Source organism: Streptomyces sp. ICC4, from assembly GCF_003287915.1.
Taxonomy (GTDB): domain Bacteria; phylum Actinomycetota; class Actinomycetes; order Streptomycetales; family Streptomycetaceae; genus Streptomyces; species Streptomyces tritrimontium.
Map to the genome: position 1 here is coordinate 8,423,777 of NZ_CP030286.1, position 17,425 is coordinate 8,441,201.

The window sequence follows — 17,425 nt, forward strand, 5'->3', positions numbered from 1 at the left end:
CGGACAGCGGTATCACATCGACATGAGCCTGGTCGTTTTCGAGTCGATGAAGCAGATCCACTGCGCGGAGTGCAGGCAGGGACCGCTACGGCACCTCGTCCGGGAGGCCGGAGTGCCCCGCTGCCTGGACTGCGCCGACCTCGGACACCTCGTCTACCTGCCGCGCGGCGACACGGCCCTCACGCGCCGCGCCCACGAGGCGAGTTCGCTCTCGGCCGTCGTCGTCCGCTTCCACCGGCGGCGCCGCCGCTACGAGCGCCAGGGGCTGTTCGTCGAGGACGCGGCCCTCGCCCGCGCGGAGCGCGCCTGCCTCGCGGACGCCGAGGCACGGGCCCGCCGCAGGGAGCGCGACCGGCTGCGTCGCGCGGCCGAGGACACCCGGTTCACGGCGGCCTTCTCCGCCGAGATCCTGCGCCTGTTCCCCGGGTGCCCCGCCGACCGGGCGCGGGCCATCGCCGCGCACGCCTCGGTGCGCGGCAGCGGCCGGGTGGGGCGCAGCGCGGCCGGCCGGGCCCTGGACGAGGAGGCCGTGTCGGCGGCGGTACGGGCGGCGGTGCGCCACCTCGACACGGAGTACGACGCCCTGCTGATGTCGGGCGTCCCCCGCTTCGCCGCCCGGGCCCGGCTGCGGCCGCACATCGACGCGTGCGGGGGTGTGGAGGCGGAGGCGGGGGGCCTCCCGCTACCACTCCGCGCTGCGCCAGCGGACGGACATCGAGGCGCCGGCCGCCGCCGTGTCCGGGCGGAAGGACAGCTCGGCCCGGCCCGGTTCGAAGGTGAACAGCTCCTCCGGGCCGCTGTCCGCGGTGGCCGTGTGCCGGCGCGAGGCGGTGCCGTTGAGCGTGACCGTGCCGGCGGCGGTGTCCACGACCAGCTCGTCGCCGGCCGTCAGGTCGATCCCGTAGCGCAGGCGGCGGCGGCTGAGCCGCTCCGTGACGGAGGGCGTGCCACAGGGGCCGCGGAAGGTGATGACCGGATGGGTCGGCGCGGAGCCGTCGTTGTCGGCGCTCGCGTCACCCGTCTTGGAGGCCGTGCCCCAGCTCAGGGGCCAGACCAGCGGCCAGGTCAGACCGCTCTCCGGCTCCGGCGCGGACACCACCGCCGACTGCTCGTCGACGAGGTAGCGGCGCGGGTCGGTGGCCAGCCACTGCACGGACGCCTTGGCCGCGCCCTGGGTGGCGTACACCCGGTCGGCGGGGACGATGCGCTGGCTGATCCGGGCCCGTACGGCCAGGATCTCGCCGTGCAGCCGGACCGCGAGCCAGCGCTCGTCCTCACCGAGGGTCAGCGCCTGGCGCAGGGCCCGGACGGTGGCCAGGGAGGCGCCCCGCTCGGGGACCATCCACAGGGTGCCGCCGACCTTGCGGGACTTGGCGTAGCGGGCGCCGGACCAGGAACCGTGGCCGGTGGGGCGTTCGGCGTCCGAGCTGTCGTACTCGGGCAGGTCCTCCCAGCCGCTGAGGCCGGCCTTCTCGATGGTGTAGGGGGTGCCGGGGCCGAAAAGGATCCCGGCCCACTGCATCTGCCCGTCCTGGGTGATGAGTGAGCCGGGTTCGAGATCGGCGGTGTGGGTCTGCGTGGTCTCGGCCATGACGGCCGTCACCTCATCTCGGGTGGGGGCGGTGGATCCGCGCGGGGGTCATGCGTGGGCGGCGACGAGGAACAGCAGGTCCTCGGCGGTGGACCGGGGGCCCGCGCCCGCCTCTTCGCGGAACTCCTTCACGCGGTACGGCTCCTGGCGCGCGGCGTGCGGGTCGAAGGGCGTGACGCGGCGGTGGTCGAGGTCCGACACGGGGTTGATGCGCGGGGCCTGGCCCATGGACTGGGGCCAGACGACGCCGCCCTCCGCGAGCATCGGGATCTTGTCGAGGTCGACGCCGAACTTCTTGCCGAGGATCGAGAAGCTGAGGTCCTCGAGGCCGTCGATGATCCAGTTGGCGAAGGCGATCATGCCGTTGAAGGGGCCGGTGACCACGGCCAGCACGGCCTGCAGCCCCGTGGTCACCATGCGGCCGATGCCGCCGAGCGACCCGGAGAGGGAGCCGCTCACACGGGAGAAGGCGCTGGGGAGCCCGCCGGTGAGGAAGTCGATCACCGGCCGGATCGGGGCCATGATCGCGTCGAACGCGCCGGAGGCGATCCCGCGCAGGGACTGCGTGGCCGAGCTGACGGACGTACCGACGCGCGCGATGCCGCTCGTGTCTCCGCTCAGCAGCCCGAGGACGCCGGAGACGACCGCGAGGTACCCCGTGAAGTACGTGGTCACGATCTCGCCGACGGTCTTGAGCACCGGAAGGAGGAACGTGAGCTGCTGCTCGAAGACCTTTCCGACGTACTCGAAGAGCTGCTCGATGATCCGCTGGCCGGTCTCGGAGTTCATGGCGAGCTCGATGAGCCAGGCGCCGACCGGGATCAGGATCCCGAGGGCGAAGCCCAGCGGGTTGGCGCGCATGGCGACGTTGACCGCGGTCATCACGACCGCGCCGACGGTCATGGCGATGCCGAAGGTGCTCATCAGGGTGGAGACGATCTCCATGACCGGGATCAGGCCGCCCAGGATCGCGAGGACGCCGCCGGTCGCCCCGCCCAGCTTGCGCAGCGAGGCGAGGACTCCGCGGGCACCGCTGCCGGCCTGCCCGGTCCCCGTCGCCGCCCGGCCGGCGGACTGGCCGACCTTGCCGGTGGACAGGGCCGCGGCGCCGGCCTGGGTCTTCAGCGAGGCGAGCACCTTGCCCGCCTGGCCGGAGTCGGTGGACAGCCGGCCCACGGCGGTCGCGGCCTGGCGGATCGAGGCCGTCTGGCGCCGCACGGCCTGGCGCGCCTGGGAGGACTGGGCGCGCAGGCCGTTCAGGGCGGGCTGCCACCCGGCGAAGAAACCGGCCGGGAGGGCCGCCGTACTCATCCGCGCGCCTTCGCCAGGTACATCAGCGCGTCGGCGGTGCGCTGCGGGTCGCTGGACTGGTGCGCGTAGTAGTTCTCGATGTGCAGGGCCGAGCCGTTGCCGGTGCCGGCGGCCTGCGTCCGGGCGCGGGCGGCGGTACGGGCGAGCAGGCGGTCGAGCTTGGACAGCGGCAGGACCGCTTCGGCCTCGCCGGCCTCGGCGATGATCGCGGGGACACCGCCGCTGCGCGGCATGACGACGCCGCCGGTCGCGAGCATGGGGATCGTGGGCAGGCTGACGCCGAAGCTCTTGCCGCCGACGATGGGGACCCAGCCGGGGACGCTGACGCGGATGCTGTTGATCCGGCCGATCATGGAGTTGATCAGGCCGATGACGGAGTTGATGGGGGACTTGACCGCCCCGAGGATGGCTCCGAAGGCGCCGGCCGCGATGCCCTTGAGCCCGTTCCAGGCGCTGGACATCGCGTTCTTGACCGAGTTGAAGGCGTTCGGGATCGCCGACTTGATCCAGTTGACCACCGGCATGATGACGGCCTTGATGCCGTTCCACACGGTGCTGATGACCGAGCGGATGGCGTTCATCACGGTGCTGATGGCCGACCGGATGCCGTTGAAGGCGGACTTCACGGCATTGCCGATGGCCGACAGGATCGGCATGACGGCGCCCTTGACGCTGTTCCAGACCGACTTGATCAGGTTTCCGGCGGTGCGGATGATCGGGCCGATGGCCTTCATGACCGCCGAGATCACGGTGCGGATGGCGGTGAACGCCACCCGGATCACGGTCTGCATGGCCTTCGAGCGGCTCGCCATCTCGACGATCTTCTCGATGAGCGGCATGAACAGTTCGAGCAGCCGGGCGAGGAAGTTGCCCTTCATGGACTTGTTGAGCTTGTCCTGGCCCGAGGCGGCCCGGTCGGCGCCGGTCTTGAACTTGCCGAGCTGGGTTCCGGCGCGCTGACCGGTCTGGCCGGCCTTGGCCATGGAGCGCTCGGCCTGGTCGCTCGCGGTCTTGAGGCCCTTGAGCTGGGTGGTGGAGCCCTGTGCGGACGTCTTGAGCGTCCGGAGCTGGCTCCCGCTGGAGGAGGCCTTCTGCCGGAGGCCGTCGGTGGCCTTGCCGGCGCCGGCGGCCTGGTCCTTGAAGCCCTTCAGGGCGCTGGATGAGGAGCGCAGCGAGGATACGAGAGACATGTCTCCCTCAATTCAGGGTGGGAGGGCGGTTCAGATGCCGCCGAGGGCTCCGGCGAGCTGGTTGACGGCCTCGCGCAGGGCCCTGACGTCCTGGGTCACCGGCTTGACGGTGGGCTTGGTCGAATCGACTCCGTGCTTGCGGCCGGTACTGGAATCCACGGCCTTCTTGGCGGCGTCACGGGCTTTGCGGAGCGCTTCCTCGATCTTTGTGATGCGCGTGCCGTGCTCTTTGACGATCGGGGGGAGGGCGTTGACCTGCCGCCGCAACGCGTCGGCTTGGCGCTTCTGCTCGGCTTCGTGAGCGTCTTCCTTTTCCTTCTCCCGCTTCTTTTCCGCCTCAGCGGTCTTCCGCTCGAGAGCGGCTTTTTTGAGGAGGAAGTCCTTGACGGCGAGCACCCTCCTTCTGCCCGCTGCCAGCTTTTCGTCGGTCCATTTGTGCAGTTCCAGCAGCTTCTTGGAGTTCTTCTCGTCCACCTTCTTGAAGAGGGAGAGGTCGACCTTGAGCGCCTGCATGGAGAAGGTGAGCAGCTGTACGTCCAACTTGACGAACAGGGCGTTCGTCGCCAGGGCGTACAGGCCGTAAGTATTGAATTTGATCTTGTCCCTCGCCTTGGCGAGGCCGGCTTCCAGATCCGCCAGGCGCTGGGACTGCCCGTTGGTGCCGAGGCTCAGCGCGGTCTTTATGTCGGTGATGGCGGAGCCGTGGCCCGTGAGGCTGATCGCGTGCGAGGAGCTGGTGCCCGAGAGGGTTCCGATGGTGCTTTCTGCCGAGGCGAGGTCACTGTCGATCTTCTGGAGATCTCGTGCCATCTCTCCTCCAATGGTGAGCGGGCGGAAATGCGAAAACCCGGCCCACGGGGGCCGGGTTTTCGCATTTCCGCCCGCTCACCATTGCAGGAGAGACGCGGTCTCTTATACTCATCTCCGAGCCCACGAGACAGCCAGAAATCTCACCCGGGGGTCCGCGGGGGAGGCGGGGGAGAGCATCACGTCGTCGGCGTTGACCCAGGAGTCCCCGGACTCGAAGGCGATCTCCAGCGTGTCGCCGGGGGCGAGGGAGATCCGGCCGAGCGTGTGGCGGCGGTAGTTCGAGGCGCTGGGCAGGGTCTGGGACCCGGCGACCGCGCCGTTGACGCGAGCGGTGAACCGGCCGTTCGGCCCGCCCGTCGCGATCCACGCGGATATGTCGTACGCGCCCCGGCCCGTGGCCGTCACCGTCTGCGACACCTTCATGCCGGGCCCGCCGTCGAGGTAGGCGAGCCGGGCCGCGCCGTGCGGGTAGTTCGTGGCGACTCCGGTGCCGGCGGTGAACTGCCATCCCGTGCGGCCCTGTTCGAAGCCGGGGTTGACGACGGAGAGCGGGGCGGGCGCGGCGGGCCTGGCCTGGACGGTCTGTCCGGCGGCCGAGCCCGGCGGCGCCGCCGCGGCCTGGCCGCCGAGGGCGAGCGGGGTGAGGGGGACGAGCAGGGCGAGGGCGGACAGCAGCGACACACGGGAACGCGTCATCGGGTTCTCCCTGGTGGGTGTGGAGCGGGCGGCGGCCGGTCTCGCGGGGCGAGGCGGGGCGGTGCGAGGCGGTGCGAGGCGGTGCGAGGCGTGCGGGGCGGTGCGGGCGGCACGCTAGCAATCCGGTCGGAAGTTTTGCAATGACCTTGTCAAAGTTCCCTGTTGGATCGAACTGAAAGATTTCATCGAACTATTGCAAGTGACCTGGCGGCGTGGTTACAGTCCTGGCCAGTCGGCTACGGCAACGGTGCGAGCAGGGGTGGGTCAGGCATGGAACTGGAACGTCGAAGAGTGCTGCGGCTGGGCGGCGCGATCGCCGCGGGAGCCGGGCTCACCGGCCTGACCGCGTGCTCGGGCAGCGGTGACACGGGCCAGGGCGGAACCGGCGGCGAGAAGGACAAGGGCAAGATCTCGGTCTGGTCCTGGCAGGGGCCGGCCGCCGAGATGAAGGCCCTCGTACCGGAGTTCAACAAGAAGTACCCGCAGATCGAGGTGACGGTCGAGGACATCGGCAACCCGGCGATCTGGGACAAGATCACCACCGGGCTGGCGGCCGGCGGACAGGGCCTCGCCGACGTCCTGCACATCGGCGTCGACTACCTGCCGGGCTACGTGGAGAAGTTCCCCGGCGGCCTCGCCGACCTCGCCCCGCTGGGCGCGAACGCCCACAAGGACGCCTTCGCCCCGGGCCTTTGGCAGACCGTGTCCCCCGACGGCAAGCGCGTCAACGCCCTGCCCTGGGAGGCGAATTCGGCGGGCTTCTACTACCGCGCCGACCTCTTCGAGAAGGCCGGGGTCGACGCGGGCGCCCTCCAGACCTGGGAGGAGACCATCGAGGCCGGCAAGGAGATCAAGGCGAAGACCGGCGCCCACCTGCTGGGCATCGACAAGCCCGCCTCGCAGGCCGACGCCGCCAACTTCTTCCAGATGCTCCTGCAGTTGCAGGGCTCCTTCTACTTCAACCTCGCCGGGGACATCACGCTCGACTCCCCGGAGGCCGTCAAGGCCATGACCCTCATCAAGACGATGAACGACGCCGGCCTGGTCAGCGACCTGGCGGGCGGCTGGAACGCGCTGATGAGCTCCCTGAAGCAGGGGACGGCGGCCGTCCTTTCCATGCCCACCTGGTTCGGCGGCATCATCCAGGAGCAGGTTCCCGGGGAAGCGGGCAAGTGGAAGGTCCGGCTGCCCCCGGCCGTACGGCGCGGCGGCTCCACCGCGGCCATGGTCAACTCCACCCACCTCGCCGTCGCGGGCAGCAGCAAGCACCAGGCCGCCGCCTGGTCCTTCATCGAGTTCGTCCTCACCCGCCCGGCCTCGCAGGTGCGGATCTACCGGGGCAAGGGCATCGCCCCCGCCCTGATGGCGGCGTACGACGACGCGGTCTTCCACGAGCCCTCGCCGTTCTTCGGCGGCCAGAAGAAGGGCGAGGTCTTCCTGGAGGCCCTGAAGGCCCCCTCGCCCGCCTTCAACTACACCGCCGACTACGCCCGCGCCCTCAAGCTGGTCACCGACGCCCAGTCCAAGGTGCTCCTCAAGGGCGCCGACCCGGCGAAGGTGCTGGGGGAAGCCGCGGACCAGCTGGGCCGGCAGACCGGGCGCAAGGTCTCCCGGTGACCGTGACGCCCACCGGCCGCACAGCCCCCGCCGCCCCCTTCCCGGGGGCGGCCCCGCGGCGGGCGCGTCGGCGGCGCGTCGCCCCGTACCTCTTCGTACTGCCCGCGCTGCTGCTGTTCTCCGCCTTCAAGATCTACCCCATCGGCCGGTCCTTCGTGATCAGCCTCCACCAGACCGTCGGCGGGACCGAGCGGTTCGTCGGAGCCGACAACTACACACGGCTGCTCCACGATCCGCTGTTCTGGACCGCGCTGAAGAACACCGCGGTGATCCTCGCCGTCCAGGTGCCGGTGATGCTCGCCCTCGCCACCGGGCTCGCCGTGGCCCTGAACTCTGGTCTGCTGCGCGGCCGCACGGTCTTCCGGCTCGGCTTCTTCCTGCCCATGGTCACCGGCCTCGTCGCCTACGGGATCATGTTCTCCGTCCTGCTCAACCGGGACTACGGGCTGGTCAACTGGCTCCTCGACCTCGTCGGCGCGGGACCCGTGCCGTGGCTGACCGACCCCCTGTGGGCGAAGGTCTCCCTCGGTCTCGCACTGACCTGGCACTACACCGGATACAACGCGGTGCTCCTGCTCGCCCGCCTCCAGTCCGTGCCCGCCGAGCTGTACGACGCCGCGGCCGTGGACGGGGCCGGCGCCTGGGCTTCCTTCCGCCACGTCACCCTGCCCGGTCTGCGCCCCGCGCTCCTGCTCACCACGGTGCTCTCCACCATCGGCACCCTGCAGATCTTCGACGAGCCCTTCGTGCTCACCGGCGGCGGCCCGGACAACGCGACCCTGACCATCGGCGTGTACCTCTACCAGAACGCCTTCAAGTACTTCGACTTCGGATACGCCTCCGCCATCGCCTACGCCCTGGCCGTCCTCATCGGCATCCTCGGTGTGATCCAGTTCCGCCTCCTGGGGGAGAAGACATGACCGCCGCCCGCCACCGCGGCAGGAGCATCCTGCTCACCTCCGGACTCGCCATCGCGCTCGCCGCCGTCATGCTCCCCTTCTACTGGCTCGTGGTCGCCGCCACCCACAGCTCCGGGGACATCTTCGACAGCCCGCCCCCGCTGCTGCCCGGCGGACACCTCGCCGACAACCTCCAAACGCTCCAGGACACCGCGCAGTTCGGCCGGGTCGTCCTCAACTCCCTGCTCATCGCGGCCGTCTACACCCTGTGCGCGGGAGCCGTCTGCGCCCTGGCCGGCTACGGCTTCGCCAAGTTCCGCTTCCGCGGCCGCGAGGCGCTGTTCGGGCTGCTCATGCTCGGGCTCGTGATTCCCGCGCAGGTCACCCTCGTACCGCTCTTCCAGATGATGGCCGAACTGCGCTGGCTGAACACCTACCAGGCGGTGATCATGCCCAACCTGGCCCTGCCCTTCGGCATCTTCCTGATGCGCCAGTCGATGGCCGCGCTCCCCGACGAGCTCCTCGACTCGGGCCGCATGGACGGCTGCGGCGAACTGCGGCTGTTCTGGAAGGTGGTGCTCCCGCCGATGCGGCCCGCCCTGGCCGCCCTGGCGATCTTCCTCTTCCTCTACCAGTGGAACGACTTCGTCTGGCCGCTGATCGTCCTGCGCGACAGCGCCTCGTTCACCATCCCGGTGGCCCTCGCCTCCCTCCAGGGCCTCGACGAGACCGACTACGGCGCGATCCTCGCCGGAACCGCCGCCGCCGCGATCCCCATGGCCCTCGTATTCCTCGCGCTCCAGCGCCAGTTCGTGTCCGGCCTGCTCGCCGGCGCCGTGAAGGAGTGACCGTGCAGACCACCACCGCCCCGGCGGACGGAACCGAGGCCGTGACCACCGCGGGGCTGGCGCCGGCCCGGGGCGAGCCGCTGCTCGACGGGGTCTCGATCGCCGTCCTCGCCCACGCGCTGGGCGTCCGCCCCACCTGGTCGCTCGGCGAGCCCGAAGGCGGACTGCGCGTGCTGGAGGTGCGGGCCGACGGAGCCCCCGTCGAGATCCGCTTCTCCGTGCCCCTCGGCGACGCCGCCGGATACTGGCACCCGCAGGGCGGCTGGCGGCGCACCCTCCTCGCGGACTGGGAGGGCCGCTCCCGGGTCTCGCTGGTCGACGGACACGCCGCCGGCTGCCTGTACGACCACTCCGGCGCGACCCTGCTGACCTTCGCCGCCGCCGACCCGGTACCCGAGGCGACGCTCCGGTTCGGCGTCTCCGAGGAGAACGACACCCACGTCGTCCACCTCCGCCTGCCCGCCTCCCGCCGCCCCCTCACGGGGGCCTCCCCAGCCACGGCCGCCACCACCGAACCCGACGGGTCGCCCGACCAGGCCACCGCCGCCCCCGCGCTGCGCCCCGGCGTCCTGTGGACCCGGGCCCGCGGGTTCCTCATCGCGCTCGCCGTCCTGCTCACCGCCGGCCTGGCCTTCGCCGCCCTGAGCTCCGGCGCCCACCACGGCTACCTCGACCCCCGGTCCGCCGACCCCTTCGGCAGCCGGGCCGTCGCCGAGCTGCTCAAGACCCGCGGAGTCACCACCCGTGTCGTCACCACCGCCGAGGAGGCCGCCGACGCCTCCGGGCCCGACACCACCCTCCTGATCGGCGACCCCGACCGGCTCGACCAGGACAAGCTCCGCACGATCCGCTCCGCCATCGACCTCTCCGGCGGCCGTACCGTCCTGCTCGCCCCGACCGAGCTCAGCCTCGGCGAACTGGCGCCCGGCACCCGCACCCACTCCAGCGCGCACGCCGCGGGCTCCGAGCTCGACCCGGGCACCTGCGCGTTCCCCGCAGCCGCGGCCGCCGGCCGCGCCGGCGTAGACGGCGGCCTGCAGTACTCCACCACCGTCCCCGGAGCCATCGGCTGCTACCCCACCGGCGGCCACCCCGCGCTCCTCGTCCTGCCCACCGCCACGCGCGGCGGCGACACCGTCCTCCTCGGCTCCGAGATCCCCTTCCTCAACAAGGCCCTCGCCGACGAGGGCAACGCCTCCCTCGCGCTCCAGCTCCTCGGCTCCCGCCCCCACCTCGTCTGGTACCTGCCGTCCTTCGCCGACAGCGGCCCCGACGAGGCCGAGCAGGACGAGGACTTCCTCTCCCTGATCCCCGCCGGCTGGAGCTGGGCCCTGCTCCAGCTCTTCCTCGCCGCCGCCGTCGCGGCCCTGTGGCGCGCCCGGCGCCTCGGCCCGCTGGTCACCGAGCGCCTGCCCGTCCTGATCCGCGCCTCCGAGGCCACCGAGGGCCGCGCCCGCCTGTACCGCAAGGCCGGCGCCCGCGACCGCGCCGCCACCGTGCTGCGCGCCGCCGCCCGCGAACGGCTGGCCGCGCTGGTCGGCGTACCGGCCTCCCAGGCCCACGACCCCGTGTCCCTGGTCCCCGCGGTCTCCGCCCGCCTCACGGTCGGCGACCCCGCCGCCGCGCCGCGGGCCGCGCACGACCCCGCCACCCTGCTCTTCGGCACCACCCCCGACACCGACGCGGCGCTCGTCGCGCTCACCGACCAACTCGACGCCCTCGAAAGAGAGGTCCGCACCTCATGACGGCCACCACGGACAGCGCCCGCTCCGCCCTGGAAGCGCTCCGCACCGAGATCGGAAAGGCCGTGGTCGGCCAGGACTCCGCCGTCACCGGTCTCGTCGTAGCCCTCCTCTGCCGCGGCCACGTCCTGCTCGAAGGCGTTCCCGGCGTCGCGAAGACCCTGCTCGTGCGGGCCCTCGCCGCCTCCCTCGAACTCGACACCAAGCGCGTCCAGTTCACCCCCGACCTGATGCCGAGCGATGTCACCGGCTCGCTCGTCTACGACGCCCGCACCGCGGAGTTCTCCTTCCAGAACGGCCCGGTCTTCACCAACCTCCTGCTCGCCGACGAGATCAACCGCACGCCCCCCAAGACCCAGTCCTCCCTCCTCGAGGCGATGGAGGAGCGCCAGGTCACCGTCGACGGCATCCCCCGCATGCTCCCGGACCCCTTCCTCGTCGCCGCCACCATGAACCCGGTGGAGTACGAGGGCACTTACCCCCTGCCCGAGGCCCAGCTCGACCGCTTCCTGCTGAAGCTCACCGTGCCCCTCCCCTCCCGCGAGGACGAGATCGGCGTACTGACCCGCCACGCCGCCGGCTTCAACCCCCGCGACCTGCACTCGGCCGGCATCCGCCCCGTCGCCGGCCCCGCCGAGCTCGAAGCCGCCCGCAAGGCCGTCGAAGCCACCAGCGTCTCCCCGGAGATCGCCGCGTACGTCGTCGACATCTGCCGCGCCACCCGCGAGTCCCCCTCCCTCACCCTGGGCGTCTCCCCGCGCGGCGCCACCGCGCTGCTGGCCACCGCCCGCGCCTGGGCCTGGCTCGTGGGCCGCGACTACGTCACGCCCGACGACGTGAAGGCCCTCGCCCTGCCCACCCTGCGCCACCGCGTCCAGCTGCGCCCCGAGGCCGAGATGGAGGGCGTCACGGCCGACGCGGTCATCACCGCGATCCTCTCCCACGTCCCCGTCCCGCGCTGATGGCGTTCACCGGACGCGCCGCCCTGCTGGCGGCCCTCGGCAGCCTCCCCGTCGGCGTCCTCGGACCCAGCTGGACCGGGATGCTGGCGGTCAACGCCCCCATCGCCCTGGCCTGCGCGGTCGACTACGCCCTCGCGGCGCCCGTCCGCACGCTCCGGCTGGCGCGCTCCGGCGACACGTCCGTGCGCCTCGGCGAGGCCGCGGACGTCCACCTGACGGTCACCAACCCCTCCGCCCGCACCCTGCGCGCCCGGATCCGCGACGCCTGGCCCCCCAGCAGCTGGCTGACCGGCACCGAAGTCGTCGCGTCCCGGCACGCGTTGACGATCCCCGCGGGCGAACGCCGCCGCCTCACCACACGCCTGCGCCCCACCCGGCGCGGCGACCGGCAGGCGGCCCGCGTCACGATCCGCTCGTACGGGCCCCTCGGCCTGTTCGCCCGCCAGGGCAACCACACCGTCCCCTGGACGGTCCGCGTGCTGCCGCCGTTCGCCAGCCGCAAGCACCTCCCCTCCCGCCTCGCCCGCCTGCGCGAACTCGACGGCCGCACCAGCGTCCTGACCCGCGGTGAGGGAACCGAGTTCGACAGCCTGCGCGACTACGTCCCCGGCGACGACACCCGTTCCATCGACTGGCGGGCCACCGCCCGGCAGAACAAGGTCGCCGTCCGCACCTGGCGCCCGGAACGCGACCGCCACATCCTCATCTGCCTCGACACCGGCCGTACTTCGGCGGGCCGCGTCGGCGACGCCCCCCGCCTGGACTCGGCGATGGACGCGGCCCTGCTCCTGACCGCCCTGGCCACCCGGGCCGGCGACCGCGTGGACCTGCTGGCCCACGACCGCCGCCCCCGCGCCCAGGTCCAGGGCCGCTCGGCCGCCGACACCCTGCCGGCCTTCGTCAACGCGATGGCCACCCTGGAACCGGAGCTCGTCGAAACCGATGCGCGCACCCTGGTCTCCACCATCCTGCGCAGCGCCCCGCGCCGCTCCCTGGTGGTTCTCCTGACGAGTCTGGACGCGGCTCCCATCGAAGAGGGCCTGCTCCCGCTGCTCCCCCGCCTCACGCAGCGCCATACGGTCCTGCTGGCCTCGGTCGCGGACCCCCACGTCGCGGAGATGACGAAGTCCCGCGGCACCGTCGACGCGGTCTACGAGGCCGCCGCGGGCACCCAGTCCCAGTCCGCCCGCCGGCGCACGGCCGAGCAGCTCACCCGCCACGGCGTCCACGTGGTCGACGCCACCCCGGAAACCCTGGCCCCGGCCCTGGCCGACGCCTACCTCGCCCTCAAGGCCGCCGGCCGCCTGTAATCAGCCCGCGCTTCAGCTGTTCAGATCGAGGACGCCCACTCCCTGGCCCACATAGGCCTTCGGTTCGATCGTGGCGACCAGCGCCTGCGAACCCCACTCGGGGAGATGGCGTGCGGCATGGACGGCGGCCGCGGCACCGGCGGGCACTCCGTCACGGCGCATCTGCGCCACGGCCAGCACGGCCGGATAGTCGAGGTCGAGCATGTGGATGACGTCGAGCTGTCCGATGTGCTCGGCGATCCCCGCGAGAACCACGTCGGCCTCAAGGACCGACAGGACAGGAACCCACAGGCGCGTGTCCGCGTCGAGGTAAGCGCGGTGGATCAGTGCCGACACCTGGCGATTCCCGGACAGTGCGAGCAAGGACGGCGTGTCCAGGACGAGGTGGTGCTGGATCACGCGGCAGCGTCCTCCTGCTGCGCGAAGGCCTCACGGATCTTGCGGCCCATCGCCGCACTCTCCGCGTCGCTCACGTCCACCCCGAAGTGCTCGGCCAGGTAGGCCCGAGCCCGCTCAGCCCGCTCCCGCCGCTCCTCCATGGTGAGCGTCGTCTCGGCGAACTCCTGCACAAGAGACCGGATGGACGTCCCACGGGACTCGGCGATGACAGCGAGGCGGTCTCTCACCTCGGCCGGCACACGGATCATGGCATCAGACATGCTCCGAGTATACGTCGACGTAAACACCCGGCGAGGGTAAACGCAGAAAAGCCCCGCACCGAACCCCAAAGGGCTGGTGCGGGGCTTTCCCACAATAATTGTTCGGCGGCGTCCTACTCTCCCACAGGGTCCCCCCTGCAGTACCATCGGCGCTGAAAGGCTTCCCCTCACCGGCGACGCCACGGCCGACGTCGTCATCGTCGGCGGCGGCTACACCGGCCTGTGGACCGCCTACTACCTCAAGACCGCAGCCCCCGACCTGCGCGTCACCGTCCTGGAGCAGAAGTCCTGCGGCTACGGGGCCTCCGGCCGCAACGGCGGCTGGCTCTACAACGGCATCGCCGGCCGCGACCGCTACGCCGCCCGCCACGGCCACCAGGCCGCCCTGCGCCTCCAGCACGCCATGAACGACACCGTCACCGAAGTCATCAGCGTCGCCGCCAAGGAAGGCATCGAAGCCGACATCCACCGCGGCGGCGTCCTCGAAGTGGCCCGCACCCCCGCCCAACTGACCCGCCTCAAGGCCTTCCACGCCGCCGAACTCGCCTTCGGCGAAACCCGGCGCGAGCTCTACGACGCCACCGACACCCGCGCCCGCATCGACATCGCGGACGCGGTGGGCTCCACCTGGACCCCGCACGGAGCCCGCATCCACCCCCTCAAGCTCCTCAAGGGCCTGGCCGCCGCCTGCGAACGCCTCGGCGTCACCCTCCACGAGTCCACCCCCGTCACCGAGATCACCCCGCGACGGGCGCACACCCCGTACGGCACCGTCAGCGCCCCGTACGTCCTGCGCTGCACGGAGGGCTTCACCGCCGCCCTCAAGGGCCAGAAGCGCTCGTGGCTCCCGATGAACTCCTCGATGATCGCCACCGCCCCACTCCCCGCCGACGTCTGGGACTCCCTCGCCTGGTCCGGCCGGGAAGTCCTCGGGGACATGGCCCACGCGTACATGTACGCCCAGCGCACGGCGGACGACCGCATCGCCATCGGCGGCCGCGGGGTCCCCTACCGCTACGGCTCACGCGCCGCCACCGCCGAAAACACAGGCCGCACCCAGCCCGCGACGATCACGTCCCTGACCGAACTCCTCACGGCCTTCTTCCCGGCCCTCACCGGCGTCGAGATCACCCACGCCTGGTCGGGGGTCCTCGGCGTCCCGCGCGACTGGTGCGCCACGGTCTCCCTGGACGCGACGACGGGCCTCGGCTGGGCCGGCGGCTACGTCGGCTCCGGCGTGGCCACCTCCAACCTCGCGGCCCGCACCCTGCGCGATCTGGTCCTCGGCGACACGACCGACCTCACGACCCTGCCCTGGGTCAACCACCGGGTCCGCCGCTGGGAACCGGAGCCCTTCCGCTGGCTCGGCGTCCAGGCCCTCTACGCCGCCTACCGCGAGGCGGACCGCCGCGAATCGACCACCCACACCCCGACCACAACCCCGCTGGCCCGCTTGGCGGACAGGATCTCGGGCCGCGGCTGAGGGCGCGAAAAAGGCCCCGGATGATCATCCGGGGCCTTCCGCCTCTGTACGAACTCCCTCGATCAGACAACTTCTGACCGGGGACGGGGCCCCCTGTCGGATTCGAACCGACGACCTACGCTTTACAAGAGCGGTGCTCTGGCCGGACTGAGCTAAGGGGGCACATGTGACACTGCGCAGCGCACAGAATCGCCTTCACTCTACACAGCGGGCAGACGCCGCCGCGAAGAACTTTCCGGCCCCTCGTAGCCCCTCGCCCGCCAGTTCGCCCTACGTACCGAAGTGCACGTCCGCACCGCAGGCCGAGCAGTCGCCGCAGACGTTCGGCGCCTGACCTCACGCCCCCGGGTACCCCGCCCGCTCCAGCCTCGGAGCCACCGCCTCCAACGGCAGGCCCGGGTTCAGGGCGTCCACGACCTCCTGGGTGAGCGGGCGCAGCGACCAGACGTGCCGGACCGCCTCCAGGGGGAGCTCGGTCTCGTAGTAGTCCTCGGCGAAGTCGCGGTAGGCCTCCGGGGTGCCCGCCACCAGGACCTCGAAGAGGTGGTCCGTGCCGTCCGGGTCGGTGTGGTCGGCCTGGTCTCCCTCCGGGAACTCCACCGTGCCGGCGCGCCAGGCGGTGTCGCCGGTCTCGCGCCAGAAGACGGCGGTCGCCTGGAGCACCCCTTCCTCCACGCAGAAGGAGGGCTCCGTGACGAAGGGCCGGAAGGCCTCGGGTATGCCGTCCACCAGGCCGGGCCACAGCTCCGTGTCCTCGTCGCCCCACGGGCTCATCGGCGATTCGTGGTCGAAGCCGCGCCCGAAGGCGCCGGCCGCGGTGAAGACGATCGCGTACTCGTCGCCCGAGCCGTTCTCCATGAAGGCCGCCTCCTCCCCCGGGGCCCAGGACTTCGCGTACGAGAAGTAACCGCCGTTCGCGTTGCCGCTGATCACCAGTTCCAGCGCGGCCATCGCCCGGCAGCGGTCGCGCAGGGTCGCGATGTCGGGGAGGGCGCGGGTCAGGTCGTAGATGGTCATGGACGTGATCAAAGCAGCCCCCACTGACAGTCCTCGTGCTTCCTCGTACCTGTCGGGCAAGTCACTCCCGCCCAGGTGCTGACAGGAGGCGCCGCGGCCGGTAGCGTCGGCTCCGCGTCCAGTCACTGGACTAGACCTTCCACTCGGATCGTCCGGCACGTTCCTGCCGGTAGAAGGGATTCATCACCATGGCTTCTGTCACTTTCGACAAGGCGACCCGTCTGTACCCGGGCGGCGACAAGCCCGCCGTCGACCAGCTGGAGCTGGAGATCGCGGACGGCGAGTTCCTCGTCCTCGTCGGCCCCTCCGGCTGCGGCAAGTCCACCTCGCTGCGCATGCTCGCCGGCCTGGAGGACGTGAACGGCGGTGCCATCCGCATCGGTGACCGCGACGTCACGCACCTGCCGCCCAAGGACCGGGACATCGCGATGGTGTTCCAGAACTACGCGCTGTACCCGCACATGTCGGTCGCCGACAACATGGGCTTCGCGCTCAAGATCGCCGGCGAGGACAAGGCCACCATCCGCAAGAAGGTGGAGGACGCGGCGAAGATGCTGGACCTGACCCAGTACCTCGACCGCAAGCCGAAGGCGCTCTCGGGCGGCCAGCGCCAGCGCGTCGCGATGGGCCGCGCGATCGTGCGCAAGCCGCAGGTGTTCCTCATGGACGAGCCGCTGTCGAACCTCGACGCCAAGCTGCGCGTGTCCACCCGTACGCAGATCGCGGCGCTCCAGCGCGACCTCGGCATCACCACCGTCTACGTCACCCACGACCAGGTCGAGGCGATGACGATGGGCGACCGCGTGGCGGTGCTCAAGGACGGTCTGCTGCAGCAGGTCGACACCCCGCGCAACATGTACGACCGTCCCGCGAACCTCTTCGTCGCCGGCTTCATCGGCTCGCCGGCGATGAACCTCGTCGAGGTCCCGATCGCCGACGGCGGCGTGAAGTTCGGCGAGAGCGTCGTCCCGGTGTCGCGCGAGGCGCTGTCCGCGGCCGCCGACGCGGGCGACCGCACGGTCACGGTCGGCGTGCGCCCCGAGCACTTCGACATCGGCGACACGGGCGGTCTGACGATCACCGTGAACGTGGTGGAGGAGCTCGGTGCCGACGGCTACGTCTACGGCTCGACCTCGCACTCCGAGGGCTCGCAGGACATCGTGGTGCGCGTGAGCGGCCGCCACGTCCCCGAGAAGGGCTCGACGCTGCACGTCGTGCCGCGCGCCGATGAGATCCACGTGTTCTCGACCTCGTCGGGTGCCCGCCTTTCCGGCTGACCCGACCGGCCAC

General features: G+C 71.5%; 16 protein-coding genes, 1 tRNA gene and 1 pseudogene. 9 read left to right on the forward strand and 9 right to left on the reverse strand.

The annotated features are described in order from the left end of the window. Positions 1–22: 22 nt before the first annotated feature. A pseudogene (locus DRB89_RS39585) lies at positions 23–646 on the forward strand (DUF2293 domain-containing protein); the annotation flags it as partial. A 36-nt stretch (positions 647–682) separates the two neighbouring features. Here DRB89_RS39585 and DRB89_RS39590 read toward each other — a convergent pair. From DRB89_RS39590 to DRB89_RS39610, 5 genes are all read right to left on the reverse strand, one after another. Then, positions 683–1,591: a phage tail domain-containing protein gene (locus DRB89_RS39590; RefSeq protein ID WP_112454357.1), complete on the reverse strand. Its 909-nt coding sequence runs from the start codon at positions 1,589–1,591 to the stop codon at positions 683–685. Between the two features lie 48 nt (positions 1,592–1,639). Next, on the reverse strand, positions 1,640–2,902 hold the full coding sequence (locus tag DRB89_RS39595) for a tape-measure protein (protein WP_112452776.1): 1,263 nt from the start codon (positions 2,900–2,902) through the stop codon (positions 1,640–1,642). Then, the gene (locus DRB89_RS39600) at positions 2,899–4,092 is read right to left on the reverse strand and encodes a phage tail protein (protein ID WP_112452775.1); all 1,194 of its coding nucleotides are present in this window, start codon (positions 4,090–4,092) and stop codon (positions 2,899–2,901) included. Before DRB89_RS39600 ends, DRB89_RS39595 begins: the two co-directional genes overlap by 4 nt. A gap of 30 nt (positions 4,093–4,122) precedes the next feature. Beyond that, a complete protein-coding gene (locus DRB89_RS39605; protein WP_112452774.1) occupies positions 4,123–4,902 on the reverse strand; it encodes a hypothetical protein in 780 nt (259 codons plus the stop codon). Positions 4,903–5,010: 108 nt separating this feature from the next. Continuing rightward, positions 5,011–5,598, reverse strand: coding sequence for a hypothetical protein (locus DRB89_RS39610; RefSeq protein ID WP_162688920.1), 588 nt, complete (start codon positions 5,596–5,598; stop codon positions 5,011–5,013). A gap of 270 nt (positions 5,599–5,868) precedes the next feature. Here DRB89_RS39610 and DRB89_RS39615 point away from each other — a divergent pair, with 270 nt between their 5' ends. The 6 genes from DRB89_RS39615 to DRB89_RS39640 all read left to right on the forward strand — a co-directional run bounded on the left by DRB89_RS39615 (position 5,869) and on the right by DRB89_RS39640 (position 12,976). Beyond that, positions 5,869–7,215, forward strand: coding sequence for a sugar ABC transporter substrate-binding protein (locus tag DRB89_RS39615; protein WP_112452768.1), 1,347 nt, complete (start codon positions 5,869–5,871; stop codon positions 7,213–7,215). Continuing rightward, a complete protein-coding gene (locus DRB89_RS39620) occupies positions 7,212–8,135 on the forward strand; it encodes a sugar ABC transporter permease (protein WP_204357937.1) in 924 nt (307 codons plus the stop codon). Before DRB89_RS39615 ends, DRB89_RS39620 begins: the two co-directional genes overlap by 4 nt. Continuing rightward, on the forward strand, positions 8,132–8,962 hold the full coding sequence (locus tag DRB89_RS39625; protein WP_112452767.1) for a carbohydrate ABC transporter permease: 831 nt from the start codon (positions 8,132–8,134) through the stop codon (positions 8,960–8,962). Before DRB89_RS39620 ends, DRB89_RS39625 begins: the two co-directional genes overlap by 4 nt. A gap of 554 nt (positions 8,963–9,516) precedes the next feature. After that, positions 9,517–10,707: a DUF4350 domain-containing protein gene (locus DRB89_RS39630; protein ID WP_112454332.1), complete on the forward strand. Its 1,191-nt coding sequence runs from the start codon at positions 9,517–9,519 to the stop codon at positions 10,705–10,707. Continuing rightward, positions 10,704–11,666: a MoxR family ATPase gene (locus tag DRB89_RS39635; protein WP_112454334.1), complete on the forward strand. Its 963-nt coding sequence runs from the start codon at positions 10,704–10,706 to the stop codon at positions 11,664–11,666. Before DRB89_RS39630 ends, DRB89_RS39635 begins: the two co-directional genes overlap by 4 nt. Further along, on the forward strand, positions 11,666–12,976 hold the full coding sequence (locus DRB89_RS39640; protein ID WP_112452730.1) for a DUF58 domain-containing protein: 1,311 nt from the start codon (positions 11,666–11,668) through the stop codon (positions 12,974–12,976). Before DRB89_RS39635 ends, DRB89_RS39640 begins: the two co-directional genes overlap by 1 nt. Before the next feature lie 12 nt (positions 12,977–12,988). Here the strand turns inward: DRB89_RS39640 and DRB89_RS39645 are convergent, their stop codons facing one another. Together DRB89_RS39645 and DRB89_RS39650 are read right to left on the reverse strand one after the other, a co-directional pair. Next, on the reverse strand, positions 12,989–13,375 hold the full coding sequence (locus tag DRB89_RS39645; protein ID WP_112452731.1) for a hypothetical protein: 387 nt from the start codon (positions 13,373–13,375) through the stop codon (positions 12,989–12,991). Beyond that, positions 13,372–13,635 (reverse strand): hypothetical protein, encoded by a 264-nt coding sequence (locus tag DRB89_RS39650; protein WP_112452732.1) that lies wholly within the window; start codon positions 13,633–13,635, stop codon positions 13,372–13,374. The genes DRB89_RS39645 and DRB89_RS39650 overlap by 4 nt, the downstream gene beginning before the upstream one ends. A gap of 145 nt (positions 13,636–13,780) precedes the next feature. On the opposite strand from DRB89_RS39650, the gene DRB89_RS39655 reads away from it, so the two are divergent. After that, positions 13,781–15,118: an FAD-dependent oxidoreductase gene (locus DRB89_RS39655; protein ID WP_239516933.1), complete on the forward strand. Its 1,338-nt coding sequence runs from the start codon at positions 13,781–13,783 to the stop codon at positions 15,116–15,118. An 87-nt stretch (positions 15,119–15,205) separates the two neighbouring features. Here the strand turns inward: DRB89_RS39655 and DRB89_RS39660 are convergent. Beyond that, positions 15,206–15,280: transfer RNA gene (locus tag DRB89_RS39660), tRNA-Thr, on the reverse strand. Between the two features lie 174 nt (positions 15,281–15,454). Beyond that, positions 15,455–16,135, reverse strand: coding sequence for a hypothetical protein (locus DRB89_RS39665; protein ID WP_112454338.1), 681 nt, complete (start codon positions 16,133–16,135; stop codon positions 15,455–15,457). Positions 16,136–16,323: 188 nt separating this feature from the next. Here DRB89_RS39665 and ugpC point away from each other — a divergent pair, with 188 nt between their 5' ends. Then, positions 16,324–17,412, forward strand: coding sequence for a sn-glycerol-3-phosphate ABC transporter ATP-binding protein UgpC (gene ugpC, locus DRB89_RS39670; protein WP_112452738.1), 1,089 nt, complete (start codon positions 16,324–16,326; stop codon positions 17,410–17,412). Positions 17,413–17,425 lie beyond the last annotated feature (13 nt).